Below are 12,493 nucleotides of genomic sequence, written 5' to 3' on the forward strand. Positions count from 1 at the left end.
TCGCTCGAAAACGCTCTATTTCAGCGATCGTCAGGCGTTGGCCGCGGCCAGCCCCTCGCCGCCGGAGATGAAGCCGCGGCAGCCGCGCAGCGAACGCAGCGCACGATTGAAATCGATGCCCGTGGACACCAGCGCGCGCAACGTTCTCGGATTGCGCGCGACACCGCGCAGCACCTTGCGCAGGTCGATATCGCCGTTCGGCTTGATCGCGCTCTTGGCCAAAGCCGGCAGCGCACGGCTGGCGGGATCGGAGATGACGCGGAGTGCCGCGAACGGAATGCCCGCCTTGGCCGCATAGGCCGCCGCGATATGGCTTTCCATGTCGACCGCCGCAGCCCCCGTCTCCGAATGCAGCGCGGCCTTGCAGGCGGTCGCCGCAATTACCTGCTCCACTCCGGCCAGACCGCCGCGAATCACGCGCCGCCGCCGCAGCGCGGCGCTGGCAATCACTTCCTCGTTGAGCGCCAGACCGGCCAGAAAGCGGGTATCGCCGGCCAGAACCTCGGTCGCGACCACGACATCGCCCGCCTTCAGCGACGGATCGAGCCCGCCGGCGACGCCGAAAGAGATGACGCCCCTGAATGTCGATGAATCCAGTGTCGCGAGCAGCGCGCGCAATTGCTGTGGATCGCTACTGCTGCAGATCACGATCATGCCTGGACCGGCCGCGATGCGGGCCTCTTGTACCAAGCCTGTAACGATCAAAACCGGTCGCGGATCAATTTGATTGAGATCACCCGAATTGAGATCACTCGAATTGTCCACGATCGCGGCGGCCCCCGCCCCCAAAGTCACATCCCGACCCCTACCACCCTGCTGTTGGTGCTTCTCAAATTCCGATACCGCGCCATCGCCCAGAGCGGAAAGAACTTCGAGTAGCCATGATAACGCAAATAAAACACCCGCGGAAACCCCGTAGCCGTGTAGCGCGGCTCATCCCACAGCCCTTTTTCGGTCTGTGTGGTTTTTAGGTACTCCACACCGCGCGCAACTGCCGGGTTCCCGACCTCGCCCGCTGCCATCAGTCCAAGCAAGGCCCATGCCGTTTGCGAGGAGGTCGATGGTGCGGCCTCGAATCCCCTGTAGTCCAGCCGGTAGCTGACCGCATCCTCGCCCCAGCCGCCGTCCTGATTCTGAATCGATAGCAGCCAATCGACCGCCTTGCGAATCATTGGGTCCTGATGGTCGATACCTGCGACATTTAGCGCACAGAGCACCGACCAGGTGCCGTAGACGTAATTCAGCCCCCAGCGGCCGTACCACGAGCCTTCGGCAAGCTGGGTGCGGCGCAGATAGTCGACGCCGTCGGCAACAGCCTTGCTGGTTGCGGCGGTTTCGCCGAGTTGCGCCAGCATCGAGACGCAGCGCGCGGTGACGTCCTCGGTCGGCGGATCGAGCAGCGCGCCGTGGTCGGAGAACGGGATGTTGTTGAGATAATATTCGAGGTTGTTGACGTCGAAGGCGGCCCAGCCGCCGTCGCGGCTCTGCATGCCCTCGATCCACTCGCGGCCGCGCGCGATCGCGGTATCGTACTCGTTGCTTCCGGACTGCCTGCGCGCGCGGTCCATCGCCATGACAACGACGGCGGTGTCGTCGAGATCCGGATAGTAGGCGTTGTTGTACTGGAACGCCCAACCGCCCGGCCGCACGTCGGGACGCTTCACCGCCCAGTCGCCCTTGATGTCGAGAACCTGCTTCGGGACCAGCCAGTCCAGCGCCTGCTTGGTCTGCGGCAGCACTTCCGTGCCGCCCGCTTCGATCATTGCGTGGCAGGTCAGCCCGGTGTCCCACACCGGTGACACACATGGCTGGCAATAGGCTTCGTGTTCGCCGATCACGAGCAATCTATCGATACCCCGGCGCGTGACGGCGCGCGGCGGGTAATCCACCGGCTTGCCGAACGCCTCATACATCATCACGGTGTTGGCCATCGGCGGATAGATCGCGCCAAGACCATCCTCGCCGTTCAGCCGCTCTTCGATGAAGGCCACGGCCTCGTCGATCGCGCGGGCACGAAGCTTTTTGGGAAACAGCGGTTCGATCGTGCGCAGGACGACATCGAGCGAGCGGAACAGCATGAACCAGCCCCAGCTCTGATGCGGCGCCTTCGCCGTCATGCCCACCGACTTCGGATCCTGCAGGAACAATTCGTCGATGCCGACGCCTTTGGGATTCTTTGCCAGCGGCTTCAGCGCCGCCAGCACCATCAGCGGCACGATCGTGGTGCGCGCCCAGTAGGAGATCTTGTTGATATGGAACGGCGACCACATCGGCAGCAGCATGATCTCGATCGGCAGCACCGGTACCGCGCGCCAGGTCAGCACGCCGTAGAAAGCCAGCAGGAAGCGGGTGAACACGTTGACTTTGGCGGCCCCGCCGCGCGAACGGATCGCCTCGCGCGCCCGCACCATGTGCGGCGCATCGACGGAATCGCCGATCATCTTCAGCGCGAAGTAGGACTTCACGCTGGCGCTCATGTCGAACTGACCGTCATGCACCAGCGGCCAGCCGCCATAATTGCCTTGCGTGCGCCTGATATAGTTGGCGATCTTGGCTTCGAGTTCGCTATCGACGGGCTCGGCGAGATAGTGGCGCAGCAGCACATATTCCGACGGGATCGTGCTGTCGGCTTCCAGCTCGAATACCCAGTGCCCGTCGGATTGCCGATAGCCGAGCAGCGCCTGCGTCGCCGAGGAGATCGATTTCTCCAGGGCGACGGGATCGACTGCCGCGATGGGATCGGCGACAACGCTGTGATCGACGGAAGACATTTCGTCAGACATCCCTCTGTTCGCGATCGCGCACCGTAAAGCCGGTCACGCTCTCTTCCAGTCAGGCCATCATGCTCTGGCCAGAACCAGATCGGCCGCGCGGTCACCCGACCGCACCGATCCCTCGATGGTTGCCGGCAACCCCGTATCAGTCCAGTCCCCGGCGAGAAACAGGTTTTTGTAAGCGGTGACCGGGCCCGGCCGCAGCGCGTTCTGCTCCGGCGTCGCCTCGAATGTAGCACGGCGTTCGCGCACGATCTGCCAGGGCGGTAATTCGCCCTGCACGCCACCTGCTTTGCAGACGTCGCGCCAGATCGCCTGCGCGAGTTCTTCACGCGGCATATCGACCAAACGGTCGCCATTGCTGATGGTGACCGACAGGCGCTGCGGGAACGCAAACAGCCATTCCACCAATCCACCGACGACGCCAAGGATCGGCGCCGCATCCCTTGGCGGATCGAAGCGGAAATGCGCATTGACGATGGCACGAAATTTCGTCGGCGTTTTGAGACCCGGCAGCAACGACGCGGCGGGACGCGGCGGAACGGCGAGCACCACGACATCATCGGGCGCCAGCGAAATCGCGTCGTCGCCGAACTTCAGTTCGCCGACATGGCTAGCGTTCATCCCGAATTCACGCAGCTCATGCCCGAGCTGAACGCTGGCGCCCTTGTCCTGCAGCAGCTTGATCGCAGGTTCGATCAGCACCGAACTCAGCCCGTCGCGGGCGATCAGCGGCCGGCAGGCCTGGCCGCCGGCCAACAGCGTTTCACGGACGATCGCGCCGGCCAGCCCCGCCGAGCCCTCCGGCGGATCGACGTTGAGCGCGGCCAGCAGCAACGGCTGCACCAGCCGCTGGTACAGCGTGCCCTCGCAGGGGATCGCCTTGCCGACCAGTTTGTCCGTCCCTGCCCAGATCAGCGGCATCAGTGCGAGATAATCGCGCAAGGACGTGTCCGGCACCCGGCGCGCCTCGTCGAACACCCACAGCGGCAGCCGGCCATCGCCGAGATCGAGCTGCCAGCGCTGGCCGGTCGAGACGTCGCAGAAGGGAAACTGCGCGCGCTTCGGTCCGACCAGTCCCGCCTCGGTGCCGATCGAGCGCGCATAGGCCAGCGCATGGCTGTTGCCCGACAGCAGCAGGTGATTGCCATTGTCGATCATCAAATTGGTGGCGGCGTCGAAATAGGAGCGGCAACGACCGCCGGTCGTTTGCGTGGCCTCGTGGACGCACACCCTGTAATTGGCGTTCGCGAGCCGGACGGCGGCGGAGAGGCCGGAAATGCCGGCGCCGATGATGTGAGCGGTTTTTTGCATCAGATGATCGCGTAACGGAGAAGGATGCCGATCTTGGCCATCTTGGTGACGCGGACCGGCGCGCGCGGCGCGGCAAAGCCCCGTTCCAGCAACAGGTCGAGGATCGCGCTGTAATATTTCGACATGATCCGGGGCGCACGCACCTTGCGCCGCGAATTGCGCTTCATGATCTCGTCGGCTTTCTCGAAATACGCCTTGGCCCGTTCCGCCAGCGGCTGGCAAACTTTCGGCAAAGCGCGTTCGACGATCACCTTCTGCGGGTCGTTGCTCGTGATCCCGGCATGCAGCAGGGCTTCACGCGGCAGATACAGACGGCCGAGGGTGGCGTCTTCATCGATGTCGCGCAGTATGTTGGTCAGTTGCAGCGCGCGGCCAAGATGGTGCGCGAGTTCAACGCCGTCATTCTCCGGAAGGCCGAACACCCGTACCGACAAACGCCCGACGGCGCTCGCGACGCGGTCGCAATAAAGGTCGAGCGTTGCGAAATCCGGCGCACGGATGTCCTGCGGCACGTCCATTTCCATGCCGTCGACGACGGCCAGAAAATCCTCGCGCTTGAGGCCGAAGGTCCGCACCGGGGCGACGTAATCCTGCAGGCGTGCCGGCGGACGGCCCTGATAGAGCGCGTCGATATCGTCACGCCATTGCTGGAGGCCGGCGAGCCGCTCGGGCCGCGGTTCGTGGGAATCGGCGATGTCGTCGACCTGCCGGCAGAAACTGTAGATCAGGAACATCGCCTCGCGCTGGTCACGCGGCAGGATGCGCATCGCGGCATAGAACGAACTGCCCGACGCGGTGGTGCCGTAATTTGCGTCGGCCGCCGCCGTCTCTGATGTCATGCGCCGGCCGCCGGGTTCGACACGGGCCGCCGGCCCACCGTGCGGCGCGCGATCTCGCCGGCGACACCGCCGAGGCTTTGCGCCAGCAATTCGAGCGGACTGAGATGCACGCGCTCAGCGAGCGGATCGCGCACCTTCAGCATGCCTACGATCTTGTCGGCAAAGGCCTGGATCACCGAGATCTCGAGGCCGAGGCGGAAATCCTTCACTTCGGCCGCCAGCGATTTGCTTTCGTTGAGCACGGTCTCGGTCCGCACCGCGAGCGCCTGCAGGCACTTCAGCAAAGCGGGCGGTGACTTCGCCTCGCCCAGCATCTCGACCGTAGCACCGGCGGCTGCGAGCGCGTCGCGCGGCAGGTAGACACGGTTCAGGTCGCGAAAATCCTTGGCGCAATCCTGCAGGTGGTTATTGATCTGCAGGCCGGCGCACAGCGCATCGGAGGCGGCCCAGGTCGAGGTGCTCTCGCCGTGGACGTCGAGCATGAAGCGGCCGACCGGCATCGCCGAGTAGCGGCAATAATGGATCACGTCGTCCCAGTTCTCGTAACGCAGCTTGGTGACGTCCATCCGGAACGCAATCAGCACGTCGAGCGCGTGGCGCGGCGGCATCTCGCGCGCGGCGAGCGCACGGCGCAGGCTGACCGCCTCCTTCTGGGTGTCGCCCTTGCCGAGCAGCTCCGCTTCAAAGAGGTCGAGAAGCCTCAGCTTTTCGTCTGGCGGCAACGTCGCGTGATCGGCAATGTCGTCGGCCGTCCTGACAAAATTGTAGAAGCTGAGAATCAGCGCCCGGTGACGCGGATGAATGATCCACGACGCGACCGGAAAATTCTCGTCACGGTGGGTTTTTCCGGATCGCAGTTCGCTCGCACTGGTCATCAAAAGCTGGCTACATTGGTCCAAATGGCGGCACGCGCCGACATCAGGCGCGTGCGACGGATCGCGAGCCCCATATAGGGGAATACGCCGCCAAAACCAATGCTATCTGGGGCATCAAGCCCATGCCGCCGCTCCCGGCAAATACGCCGGAAACGGGCCTTGTACGACGGTTAACCGATGCGGACGGGGGTTATTGTCCGTGGCTTTTCAGCACCTGGTCGCAGGCCGCCGTGATCTTCGGACGATTTTGCTGCAGGCAGGCCAGGATGGTGAAATCGCCCTGATCGATCACCGCACGGCAAAAGCGCTGCACGTCACGGGAGCACGCCTTTTGCTCTTCCGGCGTTCCACTGCGCTGCTGGGCGAAGGCATCCGATGACACCGCGATCGACAATAAAGAGAGAGCCAGGAAAAGTTTACGCATCGTATTCCTTCATTTCGGCAGCAAGAAATCCTGTTCCCGAATCGTGTTTCAGCATCGCCGGGACGGATTTGTTTGAAGACGCCGCGTAGCGCAGCAATGAGCAAACGACAAGCACTGGTAAATGCGGCCAAATTTGCGACGGCGCCGCCAATCCATCAACCAATTGATATATAACGCCTATTTTCAACACATTTTTCTTCGCACTTGGCTGTTGCGGACAGGCCCCCGCAAAGCTAGATGCTGCCGACGAAGCTCGACGGATATTTCTTGATTCCAGTGCGTGAAAATGCCGCCTGTCGGGGCGCTATCGCTGCAGCTGGCATTTTGTCATTTGAACCTAACATATCGCGGGAACACTAAATCTTCGATGTGGGCGAGACGTGTCTTTGAAAGAACGTCTATTTTGATGGGAAAATCACAATGAAAATGTTTGGTTCCAGCCTGTTCGGTCAGGCTCTCACGGCCGTCGGCGTTGGCGCCGCGCTGATGTTGTCGGTCTCCGCAGGCTACACGCAGGCGGGAGGCCCGTTTGCCGGTTTTGACGGAAATTGGGCGGGCGCAGGCACGGTCGCGCTGTCCAACGGCACCACGGAAAACATCCGCTGCAAGGCCGACTACAAGGTCAACGCCAACGGGCTCGGCCTGAAGCAGAACCTGAACTGCGCCAGCGACAGCTACAAATTCGTTCTCTCCAGCGACGTCACCAGCCAGGGTGACCGTATCTCCGGCAACTGGAGCGAGAAGAGCCGCAACATCTTCGGCAATCTGCAGGGCACCGCGGGCGGCGGACAGATCGACGTGTTCGTCGAGGCGTCCGGATTTGCGGCCAATTTGAACTTGCGGACCAACGGCACCAAGCAGATCGTCCAGATCAGCTCCAAGGGCGAAATCCGCGGCGTCAACATCACGCTGACGAAGACCTGATCGAGCGGTTCTCTTTAGTATCAGAGCCAGGTTCTGTTGATTCAGAACCTGGCTCTTTTCGTGTCGACGGCTTCTTGAATTTGACGGCTTGACCCGCTGCTCTGCCGATCTGCTATTTTGCCGGCTTGGCGTGAGCGCCGGTGCCACGGATCTTTTCCGACAGGTTGATCAGGAACATCGACGTCGGCCGCAGGATGAAGAGATCCGCGACCAATGCTGCGACCATCGAGAACGCGCTGAGCCAGCCAAACAGGCGCAGCGACGGCAGGTCCGAAAACACCGTCACGACGAGGCCGCAGGCCAGCACCACCGTGGTCAGGATCAACGCCGGGCCGACCAGCACGGTGGCGCGTTCCACCGCCAGTTCCGGACTGATGCCGGGCTTCGACTCCAGCCGCAAGCGGTTCAGGAAGTGGATCGTCGCGCTGAGGCCGAGGCCGAACGACACCGTCAGCGCCACCACGCTGGCGAATTGCAGCCCCTCGTCCATCAGCCACAGCACCATGCCCGACGCCACCACCGGGAAGATGCCCGGCAGGATGCAGGAGAGCATCACCACGATCGAGCGGAACGCGAGGCCGATGAAGATCGCGACCAGCAGGAATTCGATCGTGAGGCCGTGGTTGAGCTTCTGGATCATGTTGGCGCTGTTGCGCGCGGCGATCGCCGACAGGCCCGTCACCGCGATCTCATAGCCGGGATGCTCGGCGCGCACCTTGTTGAGCGCCGCGTCGAGCTTGTCGACCACCGGCAGGATCTCGCTTGAATCGAGATCAGGCACGCGGCCCGACACCACCACGGCGTCCTGATCGGCCGAGATGAAGCGCCGCACCAGATGTTCGGGGATGACGCTGACATATTCCTTCAGCGTCCCGACATCGCTGCTGCCGGCCTTCTCGGAAAGCCAGCGGCGCAGCGTTTCCAGCGACCAGACATTGCCGACGCCGGCCGCGGTTTCCACCATCGAATGGACGTCGGCGATCGTCTTCAGGGTGTCCGGCGAGTAGAGCGAGGCGCCCTTGGGGAATTCGATCAGCACGTCGATCGGATTGGCGCCGGTGAGCTTGGCATCGAGCCGGCTCGACGCCGCCACCGCCTGGCGCTTGTCAGGCACCTGGTCGGCGAGCCGGTAGCGCGGCTCCAGCGTGGCGTAGATATAGCCGAGACCGGCAACCAGGATCACCGCCAGCAGGCTGAACAGCCCGGGGCGGCTCACCATGCGCACGGCGATCCAGTAACAGAAATTGCGCAGCGCCTGAACGCCGGCGTCGGCGCCCTGGAATTTCACCGCCATGATCTTTTCGTTGCGCACCAGAAGCACGCCGAAGGCGGGCACCAGCGACAGCACCGCGATCAGCGCGATGATGGTGGCGGCAAGGCCCGCCTCGCCGAACTTGCGGATCAATTCGGAGTCGGAGAATTGCAGCGCGATGAACGAGATGCCCGCGGTGCCGTGGGTGAGCACGCAGGCCGGCCCCACCACCAGCACGGCGTTCTTGAAGGCCGTGTATTTGTCCTGTCCCGCGATCAGCCGGTCGCGCGCCGCGAAGGTCAGCTGCATCGAATCGGAGAAGCTGATCACCATGATGAGCGGCGTCATCACGTTCAGGAACATGTTGAGATTGAATCCGGCCCAGCCGAGACCGCCGAGCGCGAGCAGGATCGCGATGATCGGCGGGAAGGCCGCGATGATCATGAACGATATCTTGCGGAAGAAGATGATCGCGATGATACAGCCGGCCAGGATGCCGAGGATATTGTAGGTCAACCCGTCGCGCTTGACCGCGTTGCGGATCTCGAGCTGCATGACCGGAACGCCGGACAGCTGCGCATTGAGCCCGCTGCCGGCGAGATCGTCGGCCATGATCTTGCGGATATCGGCGATCACCCTGGAGAGGTCTTTGCTGGCCACGATCGATGGTTCGAGCGACAGCACCATCAGCGCCAGCGTGCCGTCCTCGGACAACAATTTGCCGCGAATGATCTCGTTGGTCTTCACGGTCTCGACGAATTTGTCGTAGGCCGCGCCTTCCGGCAACTCGGAGGGGAACAGCGCCGCCGGCAGCTTGCCGCGCTCCGGCGCCTGACGCGCCGAAAACAGCGAGACCAGACCGCGTACGCCATCGACCAGTTGCAGGTCCGTGACCATGTCACGGATCTTTTCGAGATTGGGGCGCGCCAGCAGCGTCTTGCCTTCGACCACAACCAGCACGTCGAATTCGGTCGCCGGAAAGCGCTTTGTGACGGCTTCGTACTGCTTGTAGTCCTTGGAATCGGAGCGGAACAGCTGGCTCAGCGAATCATCGATTTTGATGCGCTGGATGCCGAAGATCGCCGCGATCATCAGGGCGGCCAGGATGAGGCAGGACAGGATGGGCGCCTTCATCGCGATGAGCCCCATGCGCTCCAGCCCGAAGGCGATGCTCTGCCCGGGCGGCGGCGGCTCCTCGATCTCCTCGACGTGGACCCGACTTTCGGTGTTCTTTTCGAGCATACCCTGTCCAGTTCTCACGTCGGCTTGAATTGTAGCTTGGGTTGCGGGCGCGGATGCGGCTCAGTCAGCCCCATATCTGATTGGCGCTGATTGGCGCTAGCCCTTGAAATCACGCGGTAAATTAACCGCCGCCGTTTTACAGGCCCGGACCGCATACGGCAAGCGCGCGGCGGGGGTCAAATCGCCGTGCAGATCACGAAAATCAGCGCTAAGTCTCTGATTTGTCACACTTGAACTAACCAGCCCCGATCCGCGCCGGCGCCGCGCCGCCGCTTTCATCTTTTAGTGCGACGCCCGTGACCTGCCGGGCCAGCCCCTCGCGCACCAGCCAGGCGATCTTGAAGGCGGCTTCATCGTAGCTCAGCCCCGCGCCGTGGATGTTGGAGACGCAGTTGCGCATCGCGTCGGTGAGGCCGATGCGCGGCGCAAAGGTCAGATAGGCCCCGAGGCTGTCCGGCGCCGACAGGCCCGGCCGCTCGCCGATCAGCATCAGGACCATCCGCGCACCGAGCATGGCGCCGATCTCGTCACCCAGCGCCACGCGCGCGCCGGAGGCGACCGCGGTACCGCCGGGCTGGATCCCGGCTTCCTTCAATCGCGGAACCAGATGGCGAACCAGTTCGACCGCATGGACATTGACCGCCGCCGGCGAGAGGCCGTCGCCGACCACGATGGCCAGCTGGCACGGGCCACCGCTTCGATCGGCCAGCGCGCGTTGCGAGGCCGGATCGAGCATGCGTCCGAGATCGGGTCGGCGCAGATAATCGCGCCGGTTGCGCGCCTGACTGGAAAGGAGAACCGGCGCCAGTCCAAGTAGACCGTTAAGACTGGCCAATCCCTCGACGAGACGCGACGTGTCGAAGGCGCCATGAACCGCATCGCGGGCCCGTGCGTGGTCGAGGGTGAAGGCGAGCAGCGCCTCGGTCGGCATGCTGGCGCCGGCCCGGCCAAGCCCGACGCGCGCCGGCGTCAACTCCCGCAGATCGCTCCGCGAACGGGACGGCGGCACCGGTGTTTTCATATCGGCGCCTGTTTTGTTTGACGCGTCTTCTACCGCGGATGAGTCTACGCAATCTGCGTAAACTTGATGGCTATGCGAACCGGTACCCACTTCGCTCGAAAACGCACTGGTTACTCGGCGGGGACCGAGGCTTCGCGCAGCCGGATCGAATAGTTCGATGCGCTCTGCTGGCCGCCGGAGGCTGCACGCGCGAACAAGATCAGATGATGCGCGATCATCGCCGAACCGATCAGGCCCTCGATGTCGCCCTGCCGCAGCCGCCGCAGCGCGAATTTCCAGAACGCCTTCCGGTAGTCGCCGAGCACCCCGACCTTCCAGAAGATATTGCGCAGCATGATCAGGCCGCGCCGGATATTGGCCCAGCTGCGCATCTCCGGGCTGACAGGCCTTTTGATACGGTTGGCGTAGGTGTATTCGCACTGGTACTGATAGCGCGCGAACAGCCGCGCGGGTTCATAGGCGAATTCCATGCATTTGCGCCATGAACTGACCACCTGGTCATAGGGCAGCAGGAAAGCGACATTGGAGTCGCGGCTTTCGTCTTCTTCAAGCAGCCGGCCTTCCTTTTGCAGGCGATCCCACAGCGGCGTCTTCGGCAGCGCCTGCAGCAGGTTGATCGTCAGCAGCGGAATCCGGGATTCATCGACAAAGGCCAGCAACGCGTCGGCGGTCTCGGGCTTGTCGGTATCGAGACCCATGATGATGCCGGAGACGACCTCCATGCCATAGGAATTGATGGTGTGGATGCCTTCCAGGATCGGGACCATCATGTTGTGGTCCTTGTGCATCGCCTTCAGCGCGTCGGGATCGGGAGTCTCGATGCCGCAGAACACGGTGACGAAGAAAGCCTCCTGCATCAGCTGGAGAATCTCCGGCCGCTTGGCGATGTTCAGCGTCGCCTCGCACGCGAGCCGCGTGATGTAGCCGGTTCGCTTCTGCCATTCGACAAGATGCGGCAGCAGGTCGAGCGCCGCCTTGCGGTTGCCGATGAAATTGTCATCGACGAAATAAACCGTGTCGGTCATTCCGCATTCGCGCAGCTTGTCGAGTTCGGCGATGATCTGCTGCGGTGATTTCAGGCGCGGATTGCGGCCATAGAGGCCGGGGATGTCGCAGAATTCGCACTGATAGGGACAGCCGCTCGAATACTGGATGCTGCCGAGGAGATATTTTCTGGTCTCGGCGAGTTCATAGGCCGGGATCGGAAATTCCGTCATCGCGAGGCGATCGGCGGTCTTCAGCACCACCTGCTGCTCAGGCCGTGACGGGTCGCGCGCCAGCCGCGCGATCAAATCATTGGTCGCGTCGCCGAGTTCGCCAACATGGAGATAATCGAACGAGGGATAGTAATCCGGGCAGGCGCTGACCGACGGCCCGCCGATCGCGACCGCAAGGTCGAACGCATGGGCACGGCGGCAGATGTCGTTCATCTGCTGGCGCTGGATGTGCATGCCGCTGACGAATACCGCTTCCGCCCATTCGAAATCTTCCCTTGTGGCGGGGCGGAGGTTTTCGTCGACGAAGCGGACCGGCCAGTTGGCCGGCAAATAGGCCGCGATCAGCAGCAACCCCTGCGGCGGCATGAAAGCCTGGACGCCGTCGGTTAAAGGATAGGCGTACTCGAACGTGCCAAAAGAAGACGTGTATCGCGGGAAGACACACAGGATGCGCCGTGCCGTCTCAATGCCTTCAGCTCTCATCAAATTTCCTCAGCCAAAGCCCTATCACAAATCTAAGCACGTCATTGAAGGGTGGGCCAGAAATTCTTCAAGATTGTGGCGGCCCCTTACAACCCGCTGGCGGCCCGATGGTTGCGTGACAGATTAGT

10 protein-coding genes are annotated in these 12,493 nt (G+C 62.9%); 1 reads left to right on the forward strand and 9 read right to left on the reverse strand.

The window, feature by feature from the left end; translation table 11 throughout:
• Positions 1 to 30 precede the first annotated feature (30 nt).
• The 6 genes from JQ629_RS10700 to JQ629_RS10725 all read right to left on the reverse strand — a co-directional run bounded on the left by JQ629_RS10700 (position 31) and on the right by JQ629_RS10725 (position 6,226).
• Positions 31 to 765 (reverse strand): phosphorylase, encoded by a 735-nt coding sequence (locus tag JQ629_RS10700; protein ID WP_349631247.1) that lies wholly within the window; start codon positions 763 to 765, stop codon positions 31 to 33.
• A 26-nt stretch (positions 766 to 791) separates the two neighbouring features.
• Positions 792 to 2,771 (reverse strand): squalene--hopene cyclase, encoded by a 1,980-nt coding sequence (gene shc, locus JQ629_RS10705; RefSeq protein ID WP_212412618.1) that lies wholly within the window; start codon positions 2,769 to 2,771, stop codon positions 792 to 794.
• A gap of 69 nt (positions 2,772 to 2,840) precedes the next feature.
• Positions 2,841 to 4,088, reverse strand: a complete 1,248-nt coding sequence (hpnE, locus tag JQ629_RS10710; RefSeq protein WP_212265477.1) for a hydroxysqualene dehydroxylase HpnE — start codon at positions 4,086 to 4,088, stop codon at positions 2,841 to 2,843.
• Complete coding sequence (hpnD, locus tag JQ629_RS10715; protein WP_212412619.1) at positions 4,088 to 4,927, reverse strand: presqualene diphosphate synthase HpnD; 840 nt, start codon at positions 4,925 to 4,927, stop codon at positions 4,088 to 4,090. The genes hpnE and hpnD overlap by 1 nt, the downstream gene beginning before the upstream one ends.
• Positions 4,924 to 5,802 carry a squalene synthase HpnC gene (hpnC, locus tag JQ629_RS10720; protein ID WP_212412620.1) on the reverse strand — a complete coding sequence of 293 codons (879 nt, stop codon included), beginning with the start codon at positions 5,800 to 5,802 and terminating at the stop codon, positions 4,924 to 4,926. The genes hpnD and hpnC overlap by 4 nt, the downstream gene beginning before the upstream one ends.
• 190 nt (positions 5,803 to 5,992) lie before the next feature.
• On the reverse strand, positions 5,993 to 6,226 hold the full coding sequence (locus tag JQ629_RS10725; RefSeq protein ID WP_212265480.1) for a hypothetical protein: 234 nt from the start codon (positions 6,224 to 6,226) through the stop codon (positions 5,993 to 5,995).
• Between the two features lie 420 nt (positions 6,227 to 6,646).
• On the opposite strand from JQ629_RS10725, the gene JQ629_RS10730 reads away from it, so the two are divergent.
• Positions 6,647 to 7,150 carry a hypothetical protein gene (locus JQ629_RS10730; protein WP_192737358.1) on the forward strand — a complete coding sequence of 168 codons (504 nt, stop codon included), beginning with the start codon at positions 6,647 to 6,649 and terminating at the stop codon, positions 7,148 to 7,150.
• Between the two features lie 112 nt (positions 7,151 to 7,262).
• Here the strand turns inward: JQ629_RS10730 and JQ629_RS10735 are convergent, their stop codons facing one another.
• From JQ629_RS10735 to JQ629_RS10745, 3 genes are all read right to left on the reverse strand, one after another.
• Positions 7,263 to 9,644 carry an efflux RND transporter permease subunit gene (locus JQ629_RS10735; protein ID WP_212412621.1) on the reverse strand — a complete coding sequence of 794 codons (2,382 nt, stop codon included), beginning with the start codon at positions 9,642 to 9,644 and terminating at the stop codon, positions 7,263 to 7,265.
• Positions 9,645 to 9,879: 235 nt separating this feature from the next.
• Positions 9,880 to 10,665 carry an ethanolamine ammonia-lyase subunit EutC gene (gene eutC, locus JQ629_RS10740; protein WP_212412622.1) on the reverse strand — a complete coding sequence of 262 codons (786 nt, stop codon included), beginning with the start codon at positions 10,663 to 10,665 and terminating at the stop codon, positions 9,880 to 9,882.
• 110 nt (positions 10,666 to 10,775) lie between these two features.
• A complete protein-coding gene (locus JQ629_RS10745; protein ID WP_212412623.1) occupies positions 10,776 to 12,365 on the reverse strand; it encodes a B12-binding domain-containing radical SAM protein in 1,590 nt (529 codons plus the stop codon).
• Positions 12,366 to 12,493: the final 128 nt, after the last annotated feature.

The organism is Bradyrhizobium sp. AUGA SZCCT0222, assembly GCF_018130205.1.
Lineage (GTDB): Bacteria > Pseudomonadota > Alphaproteobacteria > Rhizobiales > Xanthobacteraceae > Bradyrhizobium.